This is a genomic window from Raineyella antarctica (assembly GCF_900092135.1).
Taxonomy (GTDB): domain Bacteria; phylum Actinomycetota; class Actinomycetes; order Propionibacteriales; family Propionibacteriaceae; genus Raineyella; species Raineyella antarctica.
In genome coordinates, this window is record NZ_FMYF01000004.1 from 286,652 (window position 1) to 308,495 (window position 21,844).

The 21,844-nt window shown below is 70.1% G+C and carries 22 protein-coding genes; 7 read left to right on the forward strand and 15 right to left on the reverse strand.

What is annotated here, in order from left to right:
* Positions 1 to 8: 8 nt before the first annotated feature.
* The 3 genes from hflX to miaA form a co-directional block, all read right to left on the reverse strand.
* Positions 9 to 1,424 (reverse strand): GTPase HflX, encoded by a 1,416-nt coding sequence (gene hflX / locus GA0111570_RS08115; RefSeq protein ID WP_483880029.1) that lies wholly within the window; start codon positions 1,422 to 1,424, stop codon positions 9 to 11.
* Between the two features lie 279 nt (positions 1,425 to 1,703).
* Entirely contained in the window at positions 1,704 to 2,582 is an 879-nt protein-coding gene (gene dapF / locus GA0111570_RS08120) for a diaminopimelate epimerase (protein ID WP_092609271.1), read from the reverse strand.
* Between the two features lie 8 nt (positions 2,583 to 2,590).
* Positions 2,591 to 3,550, reverse strand: coding sequence for a tRNA (adenosine(37)-N6)-dimethylallyltransferase MiaA (gene miaA, locus GA0111570_RS08125; RefSeq protein WP_092609009.1), 960 nt, complete (start codon positions 3,548 to 3,550; stop codon positions 2,591 to 2,593).
* 109 nt (positions 3,551 to 3,659) lie between these two features.
* Here miaA and GA0111570_RS08130 point away from each other — a divergent pair, with 109 nt between their 5' ends.
* The gene (locus tag GA0111570_RS08130; protein ID WP_175557395.1) at positions 3,660 to 3,908 is read left to right on the forward strand and encodes an antitoxin; all 249 of its coding nucleotides are present in this window, start codon (positions 3,660 to 3,662) and stop codon (positions 3,906 to 3,908) included.
* Positions 3,909 to 3,982: 74 nt separating this feature from the next.
* Here GA0111570_RS08130 and miaB read toward each other — a convergent pair whose 3' ends face one another.
* Positions 3,983 to 5,533, reverse strand: a complete 1,551-nt coding sequence (gene miaB, locus GA0111570_RS08135; protein ID WP_092609014.1) for a tRNA (N6-isopentenyl adenosine(37)-C2)-methylthiotransferase MiaB — start codon at positions 5,531 to 5,533, stop codon at positions 3,983 to 3,985.
* Positions 5,534 to 5,761: 228 nt separating this feature from the next.
* Here miaB and GA0111570_RS08140 point away from each other — a divergent pair, with 228 nt between their 5' ends.
* The 4 genes from GA0111570_RS08140 (at position 5,762) to GA0111570_RS08155 (ending at position 9,075) form a co-directional block, all read left to right on the forward strand.
* The gene (locus GA0111570_RS08140; protein WP_425438617.1) at positions 5,762 to 6,481 is read left to right on the forward strand and encodes an amino acid ABC transporter ATP-binding protein; all 720 of its coding nucleotides are present in this window, start codon (positions 5,762 to 5,764) and stop codon (positions 6,479 to 6,481) included.
* Between the two features lie 80 nt (positions 6,482 to 6,561).
* The gene (locus tag GA0111570_RS08145) at positions 6,562 to 7,413 is read left to right on the forward strand and encodes a glutamate ABC transporter substrate-binding protein (protein WP_092609020.1); all 852 of its coding nucleotides are present in this window, start codon (positions 6,562 to 6,564) and stop codon (positions 7,411 to 7,413) included.
* Positions 7,414 to 7,489: 76 nt separating this feature from the next.
* Positions 7,490 to 8,173, forward strand: a complete 684-nt coding sequence (locus GA0111570_RS08150; RefSeq protein ID WP_092609023.1) for an amino acid ABC transporter permease — start codon at positions 7,490 to 7,492, stop codon at positions 8,171 to 8,173.
* Positions 8,170 to 9,075, forward strand: coding sequence for an amino acid ABC transporter permease (locus GA0111570_RS08155; RefSeq protein ID WP_092609026.1), 906 nt, complete (start codon positions 8,170 to 8,172; stop codon positions 9,073 to 9,075). Before GA0111570_RS08150 ends, GA0111570_RS08155 begins: the two co-directional genes overlap by 4 nt.
* A gap of 148 nt (positions 9,076 to 9,223) precedes the next feature.
* On the opposite strand, the gene rny is transcribed toward GA0111570_RS08155, so the two are convergent.
* The 11 genes from rny to GA0111570_RS08210 form a co-directional block, all read right to left on the reverse strand.
* On the reverse strand, positions 9,224 to 11,002 hold the full coding sequence (rny, locus tag GA0111570_RS08160) for a ribonuclease Y (RefSeq protein ID WP_092609029.1): 1,779 nt from the start codon (positions 11,000 to 11,002) through the stop codon (positions 9,224 to 9,226).
* A 268-nt stretch (positions 11,003 to 11,270) separates the two neighbouring features.
* Positions 11,271 to 11,816 carry a RecX family transcriptional regulator gene (locus GA0111570_RS08165; protein WP_092609032.1) on the reverse strand — a complete coding sequence of 182 codons (546 nt, stop codon included), beginning with the start codon at positions 11,814 to 11,816 and terminating at the stop codon, positions 11,271 to 11,273.
* Positions 11,813 to 12,883: a recombinase RecA gene (gene recA, locus GA0111570_RS08170; protein ID WP_092609035.1), complete on the reverse strand. Its 1,071-nt coding sequence runs from the start codon at positions 12,881 to 12,883 to the stop codon at positions 11,813 to 11,815. The genes GA0111570_RS08165 and recA overlap by 4 nt, the downstream gene beginning before the upstream one ends.
* 213 nt (positions 12,884 to 13,096) lie before the next feature.
* On the reverse strand, positions 13,097 to 13,291 hold the full coding sequence (locus tag GA0111570_RS08175; protein WP_092609038.1) for a DUF3046 domain-containing protein: 195 nt from the start codon (positions 13,289 to 13,291) through the stop codon (positions 13,097 to 13,099).
* 48 nt (positions 13,292 to 13,339) lie between these two features.
* Positions 13,340 to 13,657, reverse strand: coding sequence for a helix-turn-helix domain-containing protein (locus tag GA0111570_RS08180; protein ID WP_092609040.1), 318 nt, complete (start codon positions 13,655 to 13,657; stop codon positions 13,340 to 13,342).
* A 55-nt stretch (positions 13,658 to 13,712) separates the two neighbouring features.
* Positions 13,713 to 14,216: a CinA family protein gene (locus GA0111570_RS08185; protein WP_245703073.1), complete on the reverse strand. Its 504-nt coding sequence runs from the start codon at positions 14,214 to 14,216 to the stop codon at positions 13,713 to 13,715.
* A gap of 1 nt (position 14,217) precedes the next feature.
* Positions 14,218 to 14,844 carry a CDP-diacylglycerol--glycerol-3-phosphate 3-phosphatidyltransferase gene (gene pgsA / locus GA0111570_RS08190; RefSeq protein ID WP_175557397.1) on the reverse strand — a complete coding sequence of 209 codons (627 nt, stop codon included), beginning with the start codon at positions 14,842 to 14,844 and terminating at the stop codon, positions 14,218 to 14,220.
* Positions 14,841 to 16,280 (reverse strand): 30S ribosomal protein S12 methylthiotransferase RimO, encoded by a 1,440-nt coding sequence (rimO, locus tag GA0111570_RS08195; protein ID WP_092609277.1) that lies wholly within the window; start codon positions 16,278 to 16,280, stop codon positions 14,841 to 14,843. The genes pgsA and rimO overlap by 4 nt, the downstream gene beginning before the upstream one ends.
* A 110-nt stretch (positions 16,281 to 16,390) precedes the next feature.
* Positions 16,391 to 19,027, reverse strand: coding sequence for an FtsK/SpoIIIE family DNA translocase (locus tag GA0111570_RS08200; RefSeq protein WP_092609046.1), 2,637 nt, complete (start codon positions 19,025 to 19,027; stop codon positions 16,391 to 16,393).
* A 76-nt stretch (positions 19,028 to 19,103) separates the two neighbouring features.
* A complete protein-coding gene (gene thiD, locus GA0111570_RS08205) occupies positions 19,104 to 20,027 on the reverse strand; it encodes a bifunctional hydroxymethylpyrimidine kinase/phosphomethylpyrimidine kinase (RefSeq protein WP_092609048.1) in 924 nt (307 codons plus the stop codon).
* Complete coding sequence (locus tag GA0111570_RS08210; RefSeq protein ID WP_245703074.1) at positions 20,011 to 21,066, reverse strand: thiamine-phosphate kinase; 1,056 nt, start codon at positions 21,064 to 21,066, stop codon at positions 20,011 to 20,013. The genes thiD and GA0111570_RS08210 overlap by 17 nt, the downstream gene beginning before the upstream one ends.
* A gap of 64 nt (positions 21,067 to 21,130) precedes the next feature.
* Between GA0111570_RS08210 and GA0111570_RS08215 the strand changes: the two genes are divergently transcribed.
* Together GA0111570_RS08215 and GA0111570_RS08220 are read left to right on the forward strand one after the other, a co-directional pair.
* Entirely contained in the window at positions 21,131 to 21,376 is a 246-nt protein-coding gene (locus GA0111570_RS08215; RefSeq protein ID WP_092609054.1) for an Lrp/AsnC family transcriptional regulator, read from the forward strand.
* A complete protein-coding gene (locus GA0111570_RS08220) occupies positions 21,373 to 21,825 on the forward strand; it encodes a DUF3515 domain-containing protein (protein ID WP_092609057.1) in 453 nt (150 codons plus the stop codon). Before GA0111570_RS08215 ends, GA0111570_RS08220 begins: the two co-directional genes overlap by 4 nt.
* Positions 21,826 to 21,844: the final 19 nt, after the last annotated feature.

Here is a 21,844-nt window from a genome sequence, read left to right on the forward strand (position 1 = left end):
GCCCCGGCTCAGTCCTCCAGGTAGGGGGCGAACTCCCCCGCCAGCCCGGGGTGGACCCGCGCGACGACACGGGTGCCGTCGGGGGTGTGCTCCTGGGTGACGAACTCCCCGTGCTGGTGGACCTTGTCCAGCAGGTCCCCACGGGAGTAGGGCACCAGGGCGCGGACCTCGACCTCGGGGTGCGGCAGGGCCGCCTCGATGGCGGCCTGTACCTCGGCCACCCCGGCCCCGCTGCGGGCGGAGCAGAACATCGCCGAAGGGAAGGCCGAGGCCAGCTCCAGCCGGGTGGTCGCATCGACCAGGTCCATCTTGTTGAACACCAGCAGCTCGGGCAGGTCGGTCGCCTCGATCTCGCCGAGCACCTGGCGGACCGCCTCGACCTGGCCGGCCGGGTCGGGGTCCGCCCCGTCGACCACGTGGACCAGCAGGTCGGCCTGGGCCGATTCCTCCAGGGTCGAGCGGAACGACTCGATCAGGTCGGTGGGCAGGTGGCGCACGAAGCCGACCGTGTCGGTCAACGTGTACACCCGGCCGTCGGGCGCCTCGGCCCGGCGCGTGGTCGGGTCCAGGGTGGCGAACAGGGCGTCCTCGACCAGCACCCCCGCCCCGGTGAGCCGGTTCAGCAGGGACGACTTGCCCGCGTTCGTGTAGCCGACGATGGCGACCGAGGGGATCCGGTTGCGGTGGCGCTCGGCCCGCTTGGTCTCCCGGGTGGTGTCCATCTCGCGCAGCCTGCGCTTCAACAGGGCGATCCGGGTGTTGATCCGGCGTCGGTCCGTCTCGATCTTGGTCTCACCGGGTCCACGCCCACCGATACCGGCACCGCCGGCGGCCTGGCCGCCGGCCTGGCGGGACAGGTTGCCGCCCCAGCCGCGCAGGCGCTGCTTGCGGTACTGCAACTGGGCCAGCTCGACCTGGGCCTTGCCCTCGGCGCTCTTGGCGTGCTGGGCGAAGATGTCGAGGATCAGGATCGTACGGTCGACGACCTTGACCTTGATCTGGTCCTCCAGGTTGCGCAGCTGCGAGGAGGACAGCTCGCCGTCGCAGATGACGGTGTCGGCCCCGGTGCGCTGGACGACCTCGCGGACCTCCGTCACCTTGCCCCGGCCGATATAGGTCGCGGGATCGGGGTGCTGGCGACGCTGGATCAGGCCGTCAAGCACCTCCGAACCGGCGGTCTCGGCCAGCAGCTTCAGCTCGGCCATCGCGTTCTCGGCGTCCTGTTGGGTGCCGGTGGTCCAGACACTGACCAGGACGACCCGCTCCAGCCGCAGCTGGCGGTACTCGACCTCGGTGATGTCCTGCAGGTCGGTACGGATCTCCGGGACCCGACGCAGTGAGAGCCGCTCGGCGAGCTCCAACTGGTCCCCGTCGTACGCCTCCGGGTCGTCCCCCTCGATCGGGATGAAGTCATCGCCGAACAGCGTGGGTCCCTCGTCGGACTCGTCGAGGTCATCCGACCACTCGGTCTCGTCGGTCTCCTCGGCCGGCAACCGGTCGCCATCGCCGTCGAGCTCGTGCAGCCGTCGGTCACGGATGGAAGCGGCCCGGTCGCGGGTCGGCCAGAAGTCGCCGTCGTCGGCATCGGCGGGACCGGACTGGGCAGGGGTGGTGACGATGGTTGTTCTCCTCGGTGTGGTGATCCCCCCAGTGTAGGAGGTGCCGCCGCGCCGCGCCGGACGGCGGTCGCCGGGCCGCCACGGTCAGGAGAGGTCGGGGATCACGATCGTGCCGTTGTACACCAGCTGGGCGGGGCCCGTCAGGGTGGCCAGCACCGGGGCCTGCGGGGTCGCCCGGCTGAGTCCGACCTCGACCGTCCCCCCGGGGACGTCGACGCGGACCATGTGCTCCTGCGGGCCGACCTGCACCCCCAGGCGGGAGAGCGTCGCGGCAGCGACGGCGACCGTGCCGGTGCCGCACGATTCGGTCTCCCCCACCCCGCGCTCGTGGACGCGCATGCCGACGTGGCCGGCATCGTGGACCCGGACGAACTCCGCGTTCACCCCGTCGGGGAACTCACCGATCGGCCAGACCGGCTGGTGGGTCAGGTCGAGGGTCCCGATGTCGTCGGTGAACGAGACCGCGTGCGGGTTGCCGACGTCGACCGGCTGGGCCTGCCAGGTCCGGCTCCACGGCGTCCCCTCGGCGACGGTGATCGGGACCGTGGGTGCCAGGCGTCCGGGCTCGACCCGGACCGGTCCCATCTCGACCCGCACCCGGTCGTCGGGCAGCAACTCGGCCCGGCGCAGGCCCGCACGCGTGCCGATGCTCATGCTGCGCTCGTTGACCAGCCCGCACTCGTAGAGGTAGCGGACGAACACGCGCACCCCGTTGCCGCACATCTCCGCCACCGAGCCGTCCGCATTGCGGTAGTCCATGAACCAGATCGCCGGGTCGCCATCCCAGCCCAGGATGTGCTTGGCACGTACGGCGCGGAGCATACCGTCGGCCCCGATGCCGCCGCGACGGTCGCACAGGAAGCGCACCTCCACCGGATCGAGGTCCAGCAGGCCACTGTGGTCGGTGTACACGACGAAGTCGTTCCGGGTGCCGTGGCCCTTGGCGAAGGTGATGTCGCGCATGGGGACCATCATTCCACGGTGGACAATCCGAAGCGCCGCAGCGGTCCGTCCAGGAGCTCGGCCGCGAGGGCCTCCGGGGGACGGGTGGCATCGACCCAGAGGATGCGATCATCCCGGCGGAACCAGCCGAGCTGCTTGCGGGCGAACCGCCGGGTACGGGTGATGGTGCCCTCCTTGGCGGTGGCCTCGTCGATGGTGCCGTCGAGCAGGTCGAGCACCTGGCGGTAGCCGATCGCCCGCGAGGCCGTACGTCCCTGCCGCAGACCCTCCCCCTCCAGCCGGCGCACCTCGGCCACGAAGCCGTCGGCCCACATCTTCTCCACCCGCCGGGCGATCCGTTCGTCGAGGACGTCCCGCTCCAGGGACATGCCGATCTCGACCACGTCCTCGAGCGCATAGCTGTGCGCCGGGAGGGTCGAGGAGTAGTGCCCGGTCAGCTCGATCATCTCGAGCGCCCGGACGATGCGCCGGGCGTTGTTCGGTTCCACCCTGGCCGCTCCCTGAGGATCGGCGGCCCGGAGCCTCTCGTACATCGCCTCGGAGCCGACCTGCTCCAGCTCGGCCTCGAGCCGGGCGCGGACCGCCGGGTCGGTGCCGGGGAAGTCGAAGTCGTCCAGGATCGCCCGGATGTAGAGCGAGGAGCCGCCGACCAGTACGGGAACCACCCCGCGGGCACGGCAGTCGGCGATCGCCTCCCGGGCCAGCCGCTGGAAGTCGGCGACGGTGGCGGTGCGGGTGAGGTCCCAGATGTCGACCAGGTGGTGCGGGACGGCCGCCAGCTCGTCCGGGGAAGGCTTGGCGGTCCCGATGTCCATCCCGCGGTAGACCAGCATCGAGTCCGCGTTGACGATCTCCGCCGGATGCCCGGTCCGCCCCATCAGCCGGGCCAGCGCGATCGCCAGGGCGGTCTTGCCCGAGGCGGTCGGGCCGATCACGGCGATCACAGGCAGGGAGGAGGCTCTGGGCATTCCCACAGTCTGCCCCAGGGCCGGTAACCGTCCGACTGCGGCCGGTGGTGTAAGGATGGGGTCAGGCGGCAACAGCTGTCGCCGATGTCACACGCGAGGGAGTCACTCCATGAGCTTGTTCGACCAGGCCCGCAATGCGGCCGAGGACTACGCCAAGAACAACCCTGACCAGGTCAACGAGGCCATCCAGCGCGTCGGCGAGGAGGTCGACCAGCGTACCGGCGGTCGGTTCACCGACCAGATCGACCAGGCCGAGCAGGCCGTGGCCCAGCAGATGGGCGCCGAGCAGGCCGATCAGCCCGCCGCGCAGGACCAGCCCGCGCAGCAGGACCAGACCGAGGGCGACCAGCAGGCCTGAGCATCCTCAGGGTCCAGCGGCGGGTCACCTACGGGGTGGCCCGCCGTTCGGCGTTCCTCGCCCGCAGGGCGGTCTCAGCCCCGTGCTGCGGGCATCCCGAGTCCGACGGGGGCGGGCCGCAGCGTCGGCATCCCGAGTCCGACCCCTGCGGGCGCGGACTCGACCTGCTGGCGGGCCTGCCAGGCATCGCCTCCGCGGGTGCGGCGCAGGCCGGTGATGCCGGCATCGGCGTTCAGGTGGTGGGGGGCGGCGTACGTGATCACCGTCTCGGCGATGTCCCCGGGCCGCGGGCGCTGCGCCGGGTCCTCGGGGACGGCAACGTGGACGAGCCGGTTGTCGCGGGCGCGGCCCGACATCCGACGCGTGTCGCTGTCCTTCTTGCCCTCGCCGTCGGCGAACATCACCTCGACGGTCCGGCCGACGAGCTTCTTGTTCTCCTCCCAGGCGATCTCGTTGACCAGGTCGACGAGCCGCTGGTAACGCGCGTGCTTGACATCGTCGGGCACCTGGTCCGGCATGGTGGCGGCCGGCGTACCGGGACGGATCGAGTAGAGGAAGGTGAAGGCTGCGCTGAAGCGTGCCCGGCGGACGACCTCCATGGTCTGCTCGAAGTCGGCCTCGGTCTCGCCGGGGAAGCCGACGATGATGTCGGTGGTGATCGCGGCGTGCGGCATCGCCTCCCGCACCCGGTCCAGGATCCCCAGGTAGCGCTCGGAACGGTAGGAGCGACGCATCCGGCGCAGTACGTCGTCCGAGCCGGACTGCAGCGGCATGTGCAACTGCGGCATGACGTTGGCCGTCTCGGCCATCGCCGCGATGACGTCGTCGGTGAAGTCCTTCGGGTGGGGGCTGGTGAACCGCACCCGCTCCAGGCCCTCGACCTCCCCGCAGGCCCGCAGCAACTTGGCGAAGGCCTGGTGGTCGACCGAGGTGTCCGCATCCTCCGGCCCGAACCAGCCGGTGCCGTAGGCGTTGACGTTCTGGCCGAGCAGCGTGACCTCCTGGACGCCCTGGTCGACGAGGGTACGGATCTCGTTCAGCACGTCCCCGGGCCGGCGGTCGGTCTCCTTGCCGCGCAGCGAGGGGACGATGCAGAAGGTGCAGGTGTTGTTGCAGCCGACGCTGATCGAGACCCACGCGGCGTACGCGGAGTCGCGGTGGGTGGGGAGGTTGGAGGGGAAGGTCTCCAGCGCCTCCTTGATCTCGACCTGGGCCTCCTGCCGGATGCGTGCGCGCTCCAGCAGGACCGGCAGCGAGCCGAGGTTGTTGGTGCCGAAGACCACGTCCACGTAGGGCGCCTTGCGGACGATCAGGTCGCGGTCCTTCTGGGCCATGCAGCCCCCCACGGCGACCTGCATGCCGGGATGCTCGGCCTTGACCGAGGCGATGTGGCCCAGGTTGCCGTACAGCCGGTTGTCGGCGTTCTCACGGACGGCGCAGGTGTTGAACACCACCAGGTCGGCCACCGCACCCTCGGGCGCGGGCACATAGCCGCCCTCGTCGAGCAGGCCAGCGATGCGCTCGGAGTCGTGCACGTTCATCTGGCAGCCGTACGTGCGCACCTCGTAGGTGCGCGGCGCGACGGACGGGGAGGAGGGCTCGTTCAGGGCGGAGGTCTCATTCATGGCGGCCCCACTCTACAGGAGGGGCACCGCTTCCCCACCGTCCGCGAACGTCGGCCCAGCCGACGTACACCCCGGTTGCAGGCGGGTAACGACATGCGAACATCACCCGCGAACTCCACCAAAGGTCTGTCCATTTGCCCGTTCGGGCCCTAGCCTGCGGATATGAGTGCATCGCTCCCTGAGGACACCGGCCCGCTTCCCCACCGGATCGGTGAACCGATCGTCACGATGGAGCACGTGCAGAAGCACTTCGGCGACCTCCACGTGCTGCGCGACATCAACCTGGAGGTGGCGAAGGGCGAGGTGGTGGTCGTCCTGGGACCGTCCGGTTCGGGCAAGTCCACCCTGATCCGTACGATCAACCGGCTGGAGACCATCGACTCGGGCACCATCACCGTCGACGGCAAGGAGCTGCCGTCCGAGGGCAAGGAGCTGGCCCGCCTGCGCGCCGAGGTGGGGATGGTGTTCCAGTCGTTCAACCTCTTCTCGCACAAGTCCATCCTGGAGAACGTCACCCTCGGTCCGACCAAGGTGCGCAAGCTCTCCAAGGCGGAGGCGGAGAAGGAGGGCATGCAGATCCTCGAGCGCGTCGGCGTCGCCAACCAGGCCCAGAAGTATCCCGCCCAGTTGTCGGGCGGCCAGCAGCAGCGCGTGGCCATCGCCCGCGCGCTGGCGATGAAGCCCAAGGTGATGCTCTTCGACGAGCCCACCTCGGCCCTGGACCCGGAGATGGTGCAGGAGGTCCTGGACGTGATGGTCGGCCTGGCCCGCCAGGGGATGACGATGCTGGTCGTCACCCACGAGATGGGGTTCGCACGCAAGGCCGCCAACCGCGTGGTGTTCATGGACGAGGGCCAGATCATCGAGGAGGCCGAACCGCAGGCGTTCTTCACCTCTCCGACCAGTGATCGGGCCCGCGACTTCCTGTCCAAGATCCTCCCCCGCTGACCCTGACAGCAACCGAACAACGGGGCGTACGAACGTACGCACGCCAACCGGGCCAACCCCGGCAACGAAAGGAACGACCCATGCAACGTCGAAAGATCGGTTTGGCAGTCGGCGCGGTCGCCATGAGCCTCGCCCTGTCCGCCTGCGTGGCGGGCGGCTCAGGTGGTGGATCGTCCAGTGGGTCCACCCCCGGCGGCCAGACCGGGAACATCACCATCGGCATCAAGTACGACCAGCCGGGTCTGGGCATGCAGGTGGGCAACCAGTACCAGGGCTTCGACGTCGACGTGGCGCGCTACGTCGCCAAGGAGCTCGGGTACGCCGACAACCAGATCACCTTCATGGAGACCCCCTCGGCCCAGCGCGAGACGCTGATCCAGTCCGGACAGGTCAAGCTGATCTTCGCCACCTACTCGATCACGGACGCCCGCAAGGAGAAGGTCGACTTCGCCGGCCCGTACTTCGTGGCCGGCCAGGACATCCTGGTCAAGTCGGATCGTACGGACATCAACGGGCCTGCCGACCTGAAGGGGCACAAGCTCTGCTCGGTGGTCGGCTCGACCTCCGCGAAGAAGATCAAGGACCAGTACCCGGAGGTGCAGCTGCAGGAGGTCGACACCTACTCCAAGTGTGCCGAGGCCGTGGCCGCCGGCTCGATGGACGCGATGACCACCGACGACATCATCCTGGCCGGCTACGCCGCCCAACCGCAGTACAAGGGCAAGCTGAAGGTCGTCGGCCACCCGTTCACCCAGGAGCGCTACGGCGTCGGCCTGAAGAAGGGCGACACCGAGCTGCAGACGAAGGTGAATGACGCGCTGAAGAAGATGATCGCCGACGGCTCGTGGCAGAAGTTCCTCGACAACAACTTCGGCGCCTCGGGCTACCAGTACAACAAGGACACCAACCCGCCGACCCCGGGAACGGCCTGATCCCCCAGCGGGCGGGGCGCGCCTGATCCGGCGCGCCCCGCCCGGCCCATCCATCGACCTCCCAGGAGGTGAACCCGTGCAAGGCCTGATCGAGCTGCTCCAGCAGTACAACGTGCTGGCAGCGTTCTGGATGACCATCCGACTCACCCTCATCTCGGCGGTGGGGGCCCTGGTGCTCGGCACCATCATCGCGGTCATGCGCGTCTCTCCGGTGCCGGTCCTGCAGCGTTTCGCGACCACGTACGTCACTCTGGTCCGCAACACCCCGTTGACCCTGATCGTCACCTTCTGCGTGCTGGGGCTCTACCTGTTCATGAACGTACGCCTGCTGCCCCCGAGCGTGGATCCCAAGGCCCAGCTGTTCACCTGGGCGGTGGTGGCCCTCACGATCTACCATGCGACCTTCGTCGCGGAGGGAATCCGTTCGGGGATCAACACCGTGCCCCAGGGCCAGGCCGAGGCGTCGCGGGCGATCGGCCTGAACTTCGGCCAGGTGCTGGGCCAGGTCGTCCTGCCCCAGGCGATGCGCGCGGCGATCACGCCACTGGGCAACACGTTCATCGCCCTGACCAAGAACACCACGGTTGTCTCGGCGGTGGGTGTGGCCGAGGCGTCGTACCTGATGAAGAACATGATCGAGTTCAGCCCCCAGTTGCTGTTCGCCATCTTCTTCCTGATGGCGCTCGGGTTCGTGATCCTCACCCTGCCGGCGGGACTCTTCTTCTCCTGGGCCTCGGCGAAGTGGAGGGTACAGCGATGAGCGCAGCGCAAGCCACCGTCCTGTTCGACGCGCCCGGGCCCCGCGCGAAGGCCCGCAACCGTCTCCTGAGCATCCTCGGCACCGTGCTGATCCTGGCACTGGTGGGGGGTCTGGTCTACGGACTGCGCGGCCAGCTCACCGGCGCCAAGTGGGTGCCCTTCCTGCGGCCGGACACCTGGGTGTCCTATCTGCTGCCCGGCGTCCTCAACACCCTCCAGGCGGCGGTGCTGTCGGTGGTCACCGCGTCGGTGCTGGGTCTGGGCCTCGCTCTGGGACGGATGTCGTTCAACCGTCCGCTCTCGGTGCTCTGCACGGTGCTGATCGAGTTCTTCCGTGCGGTTCCGGTGCTGATGATGATGCTGTTCGTCTACTTCCTGACGATCTTCGTCCCGGTGATCGCGAACCTCTTCCCCGGCCCGCTGGTGCAGCTCAAGCCGCTGGTCGCCGTCGTCGCGGGCCTGACCTTCTACAACTCAGCGGTCATCGCCGAGCTGCTCCGGTCCGGCGTCGGCAGCCTGCCGCGCGGCCAGACGGAGGCCGGACTGGGCATCGGCATGAGCATCGGGCAGACGCGTCGGCTGATCCTGTTGCCCCAGGCCATCACCGCGATGCTGCCGGCCCTGGTCTCCCAGCTCGTCGTGATCGTGAAGGACTCGGCGCTCGGCTACATCATCAGCTACCCCGAGTTGCTGCGGTCCTCGCAGACCCTGGCCAGCCGCTGGTCCAACTCGATCGCCGCGTTCCTGGTCGCCGCCGCCCTGTTCATCCTGCTGAACTGGTCACTGACCCGCCTCGCCGGCTTCCTGGAGGGCCGCGGACGGGCCCGGCAGGCCGGGCGGATGGTCCAGCTGGAGGAGATCGACGTCAATGCGGTCGACAGGGGGGTCCCGAGAGGCCTCTGAGGCCTGCAGCCGGACCCAGGGATCCGGTCCCAGGGATCCGGTCCCAGGGATCCGGTCCCAGGGATCCGGTCCCAGGGATCCGCCACGACGTTGCGAGGGGCCGTCCACCGATCGGTGGACGGCCCCTCGCAACGTCGTGACGGGATGGTCAGCGGGCGACCTCGGTGGCCCGCGACTCACGGACCACCGTCACCCGGATCTGTCCCGGGTACGTCAGCTCCTCCTCCACCTGCTTGGCAATGTCTCGGGCGAGGACCTGGGCCCCGATGTCGTCGACACTGTCCGGCTCCACCATGACGCGTACCTCGCGCCCGGCCTGCATCGCGAACACCTTCGCGACGCCCTCGTGGGCCGCCGCCAGCGCCTCGAGTCGTTCCAGGCGCTGGACGTACGACTCGAGGGACTCCCTGCGGGCGCCGGGCCTGCCACCGCTGATGGCGTCACAGGCCTGGGTCAGCACGGCCTCCACCGAGTGCGGCTCGACGTCGTTGTGGTGCGCCTCGATCGCGTGCACGATGTCCTCGGACTCTCCGTACTTGCGTGCCAGGTCGGCCCCGATGACGGCATGCGGTCCCTGTACCTCGTGCGTGAGGGCCTTGCCGATGTCGTGCAGGAACGCCGCCCGCTTGCAGACGGCGACGTCGAGCTTGAGCTCGGCCGCCATCACCCCGGCGATGTTGGCGCACTCGACCAGGTGCTTGAGCACGTTCTGCCCGTACGAGGTGCGGTACCGCAGCCGGCCCATCAGCGTGACGAGCTCGGGGTGCATGTCGTGGATCCCGACCTCGATCAGGGCATCCTCAGCCGCCTGCTGGCAGCGATCGGCGATGCGCCGCTGGGACCGCTCGTAGACCTGCTCGATCCTGGCCGGGTGGATGCGCCCGTCGGCGATCAGCTCGGTCAGCGCCAACCGGGCGCTCTCCCGGCGCACCGGGTCGAAGCAGGAGAGCAGGACCGTCTCGGGGGTGTCGTCGATCAGCACGTTCACCCCGGTGATCTGCTCGAACGAACGGATGTTGCGCCCCTCGCGGCCGATGATGCGGCCCTTCATCTCGTCGCTGGGCAGGTCCACGGTGGAGACCACCGACTCGGCGGTCTGTTCGGGGGCCAGTCGCTGGATCGCCTCGACGATCACCGCCTGCGCCTTCACCTCGGCATGACGACGGGCCTCCGACTCGATGTCCCGCGCGACGATCGCGGCCTGCCGCCTGGACTCCTGCTGGGCCGTGGCCAGGACCTCCTCGCGGGCCTGGTCGGCACTCAGGCCGGCGATCCGCTCCAAGGCGCTGCGGTGCTCCGCCTCGGCCTCGGAGAGGGCAGCCTCCCGAGCCACGAGGGCGGCCTGCAGCCCCTCCAGCTCGGCGCGCCGCCGCTCGACGTCGGCGCCGTCGCGGTCCAGCCGCTCCTCGCGTTCGGTGAGCCGGTGCTCACGACGTTCCTGGCTCAGGCGGATCTCGCGGATCTCGTCGTGCTGGGTCTGGGAGAACGTCGCGGCCTCACTGCGCAGGCGCTCCCCCTCCAGCCGCGCCTCCTCCGCCTCGCGCAACGCCGCCTGGGCGAGCTGGCGCTGCTCCTCGGCCGTCGTCCGGATCGACTGGTCATAGCTGTCGGCCTCGTCGCGGGTGAGGCGCTGGTAGGCGTCCGCCTCACCGCGCAGCGAGGAGGCCTCGGCGCGCAGGGCGTCGAGTTCCTCCTGGGTATCGGTGCGCAGCTGGCGGACGTCGGACTGGGCACGGGCCCGCAATTCGTCGACCTCGGTCTGGGCCTCGGCCCGCAGCCGGGCGATCGCCTCCCGTTGGGCGGGCGTCGGTTCGTCGGCCCCGGTGGTCCGGCTCCGGCGCAGCATGATGACGGCGAGGACCCCCACGGCGATCAGCAAGATCACCAGGAGGATCCCCACCACGAGGAACCCGATCATCGAGTTCATGTGCACTCCCTTCGACACGTCTCCGTGCTGGTTGGGAGGGCGCTACAGCGAGATACGCCGAAGAGCCGACATCGACGGATGCCGGCCGAATCTACGTCCATGTCTATCGTCGGTGGGGTCGTCGACCCGCACCCATCAAGTTCATATACAAAGGATCACTGCACAACCCTCAACAGTCATCCTACTGAGGTCCCGGATGCTGACTCAACAGCCGCGCCGCCACTGTCCCGCAAACCGCGGCGGAGTCATCGTCCGAGGACAGCACGGGTCACCAGTCATCGCCGGGGACGTCCTCGGGAAGGCCCCGGTCGAGCTCCGCCAGTACCCGTGTGGTGAGCCCGGCGGAGAACCCCCTGCGGGCCAGCGCACCGGCCAGGCGCCGCCAGCGCACCTCGGGGGCCAGTTCCGACATCGAACGGGCCCGGCGCTCGGCCAGGTCGTACGCTGCCCGGTACTCGTCGTCGGAGTCGACCCCCTCCAGCACGTCATCGATGATCGTGCGGTCGACGCCCTTCTTCATGAGTTCGTCGCGCAACGCCCGCCGGGACAGGTGGCGTCGCTCCTGGCGGGAGCTGACCCAGGCCTCGGCAAAGGCCCGATCATCGACCAGCCCGACCTCGGTCAGGCGGTCGAGCACCTGGCCTGCCACCTCGGGATCCGTGTGCCGTTTGGCCAGCGCCTGCTCGAGCTCACGACGGGACTGCGCCCGGTCGGCCAGGCGCCGCAGGACGATCTCGCGGGCGACCCCGAACGGGTCGGCCTCCGGGTCCGGATTCTCCTCCGGACCCGGACCGCGCCGCGCGGCGGGACTCAGAACTTCACCTCACCGGTGACCGGGTCGATGTCCTCCTCGGCTTCGACCTTCTCCTCCGCGGCATCCTTGTCGACCCCCACGCCCATCTTCGCCTTGATCTTGGCCTCGATCTCGTCGGCGGTCTCCGGGTGGGTCTTCAGGAAGTTGCGGGCGTTCTCCTTGCCCTGCCCGAGCTGGTCGGAGTCATAGGTGAACCAGGCGCCTGCCTTGCGGACGATGCCGGACTCCACGCCCATGTCGATCAGGGACCCCTCGCGGCTGATGCCCACGCCGTAGATGATGTCGAACTCGGCCTGCTTGAAGGGCGGGGCCACCTTGTTCTTGACCACCTTGACGCGGGTCCGGTTGCCGACCATCTCGCTGCCGTCCTTCAGCGTCTCGATCCGGCGCACGTCCAGACGGATGGAGGCGTAGAACTTCAGCGCCCGGCCACCGGTGGTGGTCTCCGGGTTGCCGAACATCACCCCGATCTTCTCGCGCAGCTGGTTGATGAAGATGGCGGTGGTGCCGGCACTGCTCAACGCACCGGTCATCTTGCGCAGGGCCTGGCTCATCAGACGCGCCTGCAGGCCCATGTGGGAGTCGCCCATCTCGCCCTCGATCTCGGCGCGCGGCGTCAGGGCCGCCACGGAGTCGATCACGATCAGGGCCAGGGCACCGGAACGGACCAGCATGTCGGCGATCTCGAGGGCCTGCTCGCCGTTGTCCGGCTGGCTGATCAGCAGGGCATCCGTGTCCACCCCGAGCCGCTTGGCGTACTCCGGGTCGAGAGCGTGCTCGGCATCGATGAAGGCACAGATCCCGCCCAGCTTCTGCGCCTGCGCCACGGCATGCAGGGCGACGGTCGTCTTGCCGGAGGACTCCGGGCCGTAGATCTCCACCACGCGCCCGCGGGGCAAACCACCGACGCCCAGGGCGATGTCCAGGGCCACCGACCCGGTCGGGATCACCTCGATGGCGGCATGCCCACGATCACCGAGGCGCATCACCGAGCCCTTGCCGAACTGCTTCTCGATCTGGCCGAGCGCGGCGTTCAGCGCCTGCTCGCGGTTGTTGCTGGCTGCCATCGGACCGCCCTTTCGTGTCCCCGTCACCGGAGGTCTGTGTCCCCGGAGGTCCGGGGCGTCTGCGTTCGTTGCTGTCATCGACAACCCTAGGTAGTCCCACTGACACTTCTCGGGTCCTGCGAGCATCTGGGGATACCGGCACCGTCGAGGTCGTCGATGGGGACAAGGTTACCGAACATACGTTCGAAGTGGGAGTGGGTGTCGGCGTGTCGTTCAGCGGTCGCGCGCGGGGAGCTCCAGGGCCCCCCAGCAGGCCCGCCAGATCGTCTTCAGGTTGACCCCGGCAGCGATCGCCTCGACCACCGTGCGGCCCCCGAGGTCCGCCAGCACCTGCTGCTCGGCCCAGACCCGCGCATAGCCGGACCCCAGGTGCAGCTCGAGACGTCGCCACAACTCGGTCTCACGCATGGGCACAGTCCACCTGTCGTACCAGCGGCACAGAACTCCCGCCGCCGCTCAGGCCGCGGTCGCGGTGGCGTCGCGCACGCGCAGCGGCAGGGTGGTGACGTCCCGCTCGGTGGCGGCCATCCGGTCCGCGACGTCCCCGATCACCCGGGACATCGGCACCCGCAGTGCTCCACAGATGGCTCCCAGCAGCTCGCTGGAGGCCTCCTTCTGGCCACGCTCGACCTCGGAGAGATACCCCAGGCTGACCCCGGCCCGGCGCGACACGTCCCGGAGGGTCTTTCCCTGCGCGACACGCTCGGAGCGCAACGTGGCTCCCAGGTGCTCGCGCATAAGCGCGGGCTTGGTGATGTCGGTGACAGGGGTCATGTCGTCAGCTTACTAGCGCGGACCACACTGTCCCACTCCGACCACACCGTACTTTTCAGCCAGTGGCGATGGCACGTTCCAGCTGGCGCAGGGCCGCCTCGACCGTGCGGGAGCGGATGGCGTGCCGGTCCCCGTCGAAGCGGTACTGATCCACTGCGGCGGAGCCGTCCCGGGCAACCGCGACGAAGACGGTGCCGGCCGGTCGCCCCTCCTGCTCATCCGGTCCGGCCACGCCGGTGACGGCCACGGCCCAGTCGGCCAGGCAACGCTCCCGGGCCCCGGAGGCCATCGCCAGGGCGGTTCCGGGAGCGACCGCGCCGTCACGGTCGAGGTCGTCCTGGTCGACCCCGGCGAGCACGTGCTTGAGGTCGGTGGCGTAGGTGACCAGGCCGCCACGATAGGCCGCGGAGGCCCCCGGAACCGACGTCAGCGACGCCCCCAGCAGTCCGCCGGTCAACGACTCGCAGGTCGCCAGCGTCTGGCCGGCGTCAGCGAGCAGGCCGAGGACCCGGACGGCAGCGTCGTACGCCTCCTGGGTCGGGGCCGCTCCGGAGGCCACCTCACTCCCCGGCTGGCTGGGCAGCGCGATAGGCGGTCCGCATCCGGAACGCCTCGCGGACATAGTCCAGGCCGGTCAGGACCGTCAGCAGGAAGGCCGCGGCCATCACGATCCAGGAGATCACGTCGACCGCCGAGCCGACCGAGAGCTCGTCGACGATGAGGGGCAACGGCATCAGGTAGAGCACCAGTGCGGCGGACTGGGTCATGGTCTTGAGCTTGCCACCGCGGTTGGCCGCCATCACCCCGTACTTGAGGATGAAGAACCGCATCACGGTGATCCCCCACTCCCGGACGAGGATCACGATGGTGACCCACCACCACAGCTCCCCCACGATGCTCAGGCCGATGAAGGCCATGCCGGTGAGGGCCTTGTCGGCGATCGGATCCATCAGCTTGCCGAAGCTGGTGATCAGCTGGCGGGACCGGGCGATGTGGCCGTCGACGAAGTCGGTCGCCATGGCCAGGACGAAGACCGCGGTCGTTGCCCAGCGCCAGCCGGCCTCGTCGGGGTGGGCGAGCAGCATCCAGCCGAACAGCGGCACCATCAGGATCCGCAGGACGGTCAGGGCATTGGGGACGTTCCACGGCGATGGCTCGCCGGCCGGGTGCAGTGCCGAGGCGTTCACGACAGCACCTCGATCGGGGTGGCCTCCAGGTCGATCCCCGCCGAGTCGGTGACCCGCGCACGGACGAAGGTACCCACGGCGAGGGAGAGGTCGGGGTCGGCGGACAGGTCGAGCAGGGTGATCCCGTCAACCTCCGGCCCCTGGTGGGCCGCTCGGCCGATCCAGGTGCCGTCGTCCTCGTCGCGCTGTTCCAGCAGCACGACGACCTCCTCACCGACGCGATCGGCAGCCCGCCCCTCCATCACCTCCATGGCGAGGTCGGCGAGCATCGCCCGGCGATCCTCGATCTCGTCCTCGGACACATGGCCGTCCAGGTCGACGCCCTCGGTGCCGTCCTCGTCGGAGTAGGCGAAGACCCCGCACACGTCGAGGCGTGCCTCGCGCAGGAAGTCGGCCAGGATCTCCACGTCGCGCTCGGTCTCCCCGGGGAACCCGGCGATCACGTTCGCACGGATGCCGGCCTGGGGCGCCACCTCGCGGACCTGCTCGACCAGGCCGAGGAAGGACTCCGGGTCGCCGAAGCGCCGCATCCTGCGCAGCACGTCGGGGGCAGCATGCTGGAAGGAGAGGTCGAAGTAGTCGACCACCCCGTCCAGGCTCCCCATCGTCCGGATCAGGCCCGGCCGGATCTCGGCGGGCTGCAGGTAGCTCACCCGCACCCACGGCAGCTCCTCGATGCCCGACAGGGCCCGGAGCAGCGCCTCCAGGTCCTGGCCGGGGGCCAGGTCCTTGCCGTACGAGGAGGTGTTCTCCGAGACCAGGAAGGCCTCCTTGACCCCCTGGGTGGCCAACCATCGGGCCTCGGCGACGACATCGTCCAGGGTGCGGGAGACGTACGAGCCACGGAAGGAGGGAATGGCGCAGAAGGCGCACCGGCGGTCGCACCCGGACGCGATCTTCAGCGGGGCCGAGGGTGCGCCCGAGAGTCGACGCTGGAAGGTACGCGGGCCGCTCGCCGGCACCGGGCCCTCGCCGGCACGGGTCACGCCGGGGACGATGATGCCGCTGGCAGCGGCCTGCCGCTCGACCGGGGTGATCGGCAACAGCTCGCGACGGTCCCGCGGCACGTGCGGGGTGGGGTGCACGCCGCCGAGGATCCCCTGGAGTCGTGCGGCGATGTCGTCGTAGTCGTCGAAGCCGAGGATGTCGGCCTCGGGAAGCTCGGCGGCCAGGTCGGCGCCGTAGCGCTCGGCCATGCAGCCGACGGCGACCACGGCCTGCGTACGCCCGTCCGCCTTGAGCTCGGCGGCCTCGAGCAGGACGTCGACGGACTCCTGCTTGGCCTGGGTGATGAATCCGCAGGTGTTGACCATCACCGCATCGGCCCCGTCGGCGTCGTCCACCAGTCGGAAGCCGCCGGCGGCCAGCCGACCTGCGAGTTCCTCGGAATCGACGTCGTTGCGTGCACAGCCCAAGGAGACCAGGTGCACCGACAGGAGGTCAGAAGAATCGCCACTCATGATGGCGTCCAGTATTCACCACGACGGCAGTCCTCGTCGCCCCGCCGTCGGCAGGGTGGCACCGTGCGGAGCTCGAGCGGTACCGATCACCCGTGCTGCAGGTTGTCCACCACGTCGTCGAGGTCGTCCGGCTGGACCAGCACCTCCCGCGGCTTCGAGCCCTCCGAGGGGCCGACCACTCCGCGGGTCTCCAGGATGTCCATCAGGCGGCCTGCCTTGGCGAAACCGACCCGCAGCTTGCGCTGCAGCATCGAGGTCGAGCCGAGCTGCAGGTTGACCACCAGCTGGGCCGCCTCGAGCACCAGTTCCATGTCGTCACCGATGTCCTCGGCCACCTTCTTGGCGGCCGCCGGGGCGGTGACGTCGTCACGATAGGCCGCCTGCATCTGCCCGGTGACGAACTCCACGACGTCGCGGATCTCCTGCTCGGTGACCCAGGACCCCTGCACGCGGACAGGCTTGGAGGCGCCCATCGGCAGGAACAGTCCGTCACCCTGTCCGACCAGCTTCTCGGCGCCGGGCTGGTCCAGGATGACCCGGGAGTCGGTCATCGAGGAGGTGGCGAAGGCCAGGCGGGAGGGCACGTTGGCCTTGATCAGGCCGGTCACGACGTCGGTCGAGGGCCGCTGCGTGGCGAGGACCAGGTGGATGCCGGCGGCTCGGGCCAGCTGGGTGATCCGCACGATCGAGTCCTCGACGTCGCGCGGGGCGACCATCATCAGGTCGGCCAACTCGTCGACGATCACCAGCAAGTAGGGGTAGGGACGGACCTCGCGCTCGGAGCCCGCCGGGGGTGCCACCTGGCCGGCCCGCACGGCCTTGTTGAAGTCCTTGACGTGCTTGAAGCCGAACTCGGCCAGGTCGTCGTAGCGCTGGTCCATCTCACGGACCACCCACTGCAGCGCCTCGGCGGCCTTCTTCGGGGAGGTGATGATCGGGGTGACCAGGTGCGGGATGCCGTCATAAGCGGTCAGCTCCACGCGCTTGGGGTCGACCAGGATCATCCGCACCTCGTCCGGGGTGGCACGCATCAGGATCGAGGTGATCAGCGAGTTGACGAACGACGACTTGCCCGAACCGGTGGCGCCGGCCACCAGCAGGTGCGGCATCTTGGCCATGTTGGCCAGGACGTAGCCGCCCTCGACGTCCTTGCCCAGGCCGACCGTCATCGGCTCGTGGTCGTTGCGTGCCTTGGTGGAGCGCAGGACATCGCCCAGGGAGACGATCTCCTTGTCCACGTTGGGGATCTCCACGCCGATGGCGGACTTGCCCGGGATCGGCGACAGGATCCGGACGTCGGCACTGGCCACCGAGTAGGCGATGTTCTTGGAGACGTTGAGGACCTTCTCCACCTTCACGCCGGCGCCGAGCTCGACCTCGTACCGGGTGACGGTGGGACCACGGGTGTAGCCGGTGACCTGGGCGTCGATGTCGAACTCGTCGAACACCTCGCTCAGGCGGCTCACGATCTGGTCGTTGGCCGGCGTGCGGGGCTGCGGCGGAGTACCTGCCTTGAGTGTTCCCATCTCGGGCAGGTGGTACTCGATGTCGCCGACCTGCTCGACCCGCTGGGGCAGCGGTGAATCGTCGGGAACCTCGACCGGCTGGTTGACCGTCACCTCCGCGGGCAGGCCGGCGGTGACCGGTCGCTCCTTGGCCGCCGCCACGGCGGTCGCCGGGCGATTGCGTGGAACCGGTGTGGCATCGGGGCCGGTGTCGAAGGCCATCGGGTCGATGTCGACCAGGTCCGTCCCGGCCCGCGAGGCGGGGTCCGCACCGCGCGGGGCGCGGGCGATCACGACGCTGTCCTCGTCCGCCGAGGGGCGCCGGCCGCGGGCCGGCGAGGTGGTGGTCGCGTCCTCGGCCGGATCGGCGTCGGGCCGGGCCCGGCGGCGACGGTCACGGACGATCGGGGTGTCGTACGCCTCCTCGTCGAGGCCGTACTCGGGACGCTCGGGGCGGCGCGGCATCCGGTCCCTGGCCTCGTTGATCCGGGCCGGGATCTCGTAGATCGGGATGCCGACCACGAGCAGGACGCCGTAGAAGGTGAGCAGCACCATCAGCGGCACCGCGACCCACACCGTCAGCAGGTCGGTCAGCAGGCTCGAGGAGATGAACCCGAGCACGCCGCCGGCCTCGCGCAGGGCGATCGGGGTGGAGGGTGCCGGGATGCCGTGGGAGACGCTGACCAGGCCGAGCAGCCCGAGCGCGGAGGCGAGCCAGCCGAGGACCTGGCGTCCGGCCGGTCCGGTGGTCTCCGGGTGGCGGATCGTCCGCCAGGCCATCGTGGCGGTGAGCAGCGGCGAGCCGTAGGCGGCCATGCCGATCACCGAGGTCACCGCGATGTCGAGCCAGCCCCCGACCGGGTCCGGCAGTCCCCACCAGAACTCCGCCGCCAGGATGAAGGTGGCACCGATCAGGCCCAGTCCGATGCCGTCCCGGCGAAGGTCCGGGGGGACGTCGCTGGCCGTGGTGCCGATCGATCGCACCCCGGCCGCGACCAGGCCGGCGATGCCGTCCCAGAGGATCGCCAGGACGTTGCGGGAGCGGGGAGCGGGGCGGCCGCCGGACGGCCGCTTCTGCGGCGCACGGGACGACCCACCCTTGCCACGGGTGCTGCCGGTCGATCCCTTGGAGGTCCCCGAGCGCCCTCCAGAGGAACGGGTCTGCGAGGAGGACCGCCCGCTGGAAGGACGCGCGGGGGAACTTGCGCGCGTCGCCATGCCCACGAGCCTAGGCCATCGGCGGCCCCGGTCCGGGGCTGCCACGCCGGGGCGGGTCGCCGGGCCGTGCCGTACGTCAGCCGGCGGCCACCTGCAGCCCGGGCCCGGGGGTCCAACCGCCCTCTCCGAGCGCCCCGCGCAGGTGCCAGAGCGGATCGACCGGCCCGATCCCCGCCCCGAGGGCGTAGCCCGCCGGGATGGCGCCCATCATGAAGCGCTTGGCCAGCCCGACCGCCTCGGGCACGGTGAGTCCCTGTCCGAGCCCGGCGGCGATCAGCGACCCCATCGTGCAGCCGGTCCCGTGGGTGTGGGTGTTGTCCTCGCGCGGGGCGCGGAAGAGGTGCCGCTCGCCGGTGTAGGAGACCAGCAGGTCGTCGGCGTCGCCCTCCCTGTGCCCCCCCTTGATCAGCACCCACTCCGCCCCCAGCTCCAGCAGTGCGCCGGCGAGGATCGCGGGCGGCGCTCCGGCCCCGAGACCGGTCAGCATCGCGGCCTCCGGCAGGTTGGGCGTGATCACCGTCGAGCGGGGTACCAGCAACGAGCGGACCGAGGCGGCCGCCTCGGGGTCGAGCAGCGGGTCGCCGTGCTTGGACATCGCGACCGGGTCGACCACCACGGGGACCCGGCTCCCGTCCTCCCGGCGGGGCACGGTGTCGAGGAGCTCGGCCACCGTGCCGACGATCTCGGCGGAGGCGAGCATGCCGGTCTTGATCGCGTCGACGCCGATGTCGTCGACGACACTGCGGAACTGTCCCCGGATCGCCTCCACCGGTAGCGGCCAGGCGCCCTGGACGCCGATCGAGTTCTGCGCGGTGACGGCCGTGACCACGCACATGCCGTGCGTGCCGAGCGCCATCATGGCCTTCAGGTCGGCCGGCACCCCCGCTCCCCCACCGGAGTCGGTGCCCGCGATCGTCAGCACCCGGGCCGTCGGCAGCGGCGTCGCGCCGCGGACCGCGGGCCTCCCGGCGGAAGCGGAATCCTCAGTGGAAGTGGTCATAGCCCTGTGTTCCTTCCCACGGCCTGCCGTCGACCGTGACGGTGGGTCGCCTGTCGTGTACCTCCTGGACGGTACCGATGACCGTCCAGCCCTCCGGGACCGACCCGGGTGGGAATGTCGCGGCCAGCGCGTGGTCCTCCCCGCCGGTGAGCAGGAAGACGTACGGGTCGGTGCCGGTCGCCTGCCCGACGGACCGGATCGGCTCGGGCATGCCGAGCGCGCCCTTGTGCACGTCGATGTCCACGTGGGAACGGGAGGCGATGTGGCCGAGGTCGGCCAGCAGCCCGTCGGAGACGTCGATCATGGCGGTGGCGCCCGCTGCTGCGGCCCGGCTGCCCTGTCCGTAGGGCGGCTGGGGCACCTGCTGTGCCTCGACCACTGCCTTGGGCATCCGGAAGCCGCGGCTCAGGGCGGCCAGGCCGGCGGCGGCCCAGCCGACGCGTCCGCACAGGGCCACCAGGTCCCCGGGGCGGGCACCGGAGCGCAGCACCGGCCCCTCTGGACCGGTGTCCCCCAGGATCGTGACGGCCAGGGTGATGTCCCGCGACCTGGTGGTGTCCCCACCGATCAGTGCGACGCCGGCCCGGACACACTCCTCGCGCAGGCCCTGGACGAAGTAGCGCACCCAGGTGACGGAGAGGTCGCCGGGGGCGGAGAACCCCAGCACCAGACCGATCGGGCGGGCGCCCATGGCCTCGATGTCGGCGGCGTTGACGGCGACCGTCTTGCGGCCGATGTCCATCGCCGAGGACCAGTCCCGGCGGAAGTGGACGCCCTCCACCAGGGTGTCGAGGCTGATCAGCGTACGACCACCCCTACTGGTGATGATGGCGGCGTCGTCGCCGGGGCCGAGTTGGACCTGGTCGTGCTGGGGCAGGCCCTTGGTGATCAGGTCGATCAGCTCGAACTCTCCGAGGTCGGCCAGGGTCTGCGGCGAGCCCGCCGGGACCGGCTCGCCGGGTCGTGGGGTGGAGAACGGCCAAGGGGTGTGCCCGGAGCCGGCGGGGTTGTTCATCGGGGACTCCTCGGTCGGTTTCATCCCCGACACGGTAGCGTGATTGCCTAGGGGCGGTCGTCCCCGACGCACGGCTGAGAGGGCAACGATGAGTACTGGACCGAAGGTCGAGGCATACGTTCTGGTACAGACCGAGGTGGGGCGCAGCGAGGAGGTCACTGCCGCGATCCGCAGCGTGAACGGGGTCTCCGAGGCCAGCGGGGTGACCGGCCCCTATGACGTGATCGCCCGCGCGTTCGCCGACGACATGCTGGCGCTCGGACGCCTCGTGAAGGCGGTCCAGTCGGTGGATGGGATCACCCGTACGGTGACCTGCCCCGTCATCGCGGAGTGAGGGCCCTCCGGCTGCTGGCCGGCGCCGGGGTGATGGTGCTGCTGGCCGGCTGCGCCGCGCCGGTCACCCTGCCTGATCCGGTCGTCGACGCGCCGACCCGGGACCTGTGCACCTCGCTGGTGGCGGCCACGCCCGAGAGCGTCCTCGGCTCGCCGAGGCGCGAGACGACCGGGACCCTGGGTGCGGCCTGGGGCGATCCACCGATCACGCTCGAGTGCGGCATCCCCCAGCCACCGGGGCTCACCGCGACCAGCCAGTGCCTGGAGGTCGACGGCGTCGGCTGGTGGCCCCAGGACGGGGTGACGGGCCAGGTCTTCACCACCATCGGGCGCCGGACCCACGTGCGTATCGGGGTACCGAACAGCTACGGCAATACCGGGGACGTACTGGCCCAGCTGTCGCCGGTCGTCGCCGAGCACATCCCCCAGGTCAGGCCCTGCGCGGGCTGACCTGGGGGCCCGCCGGCGG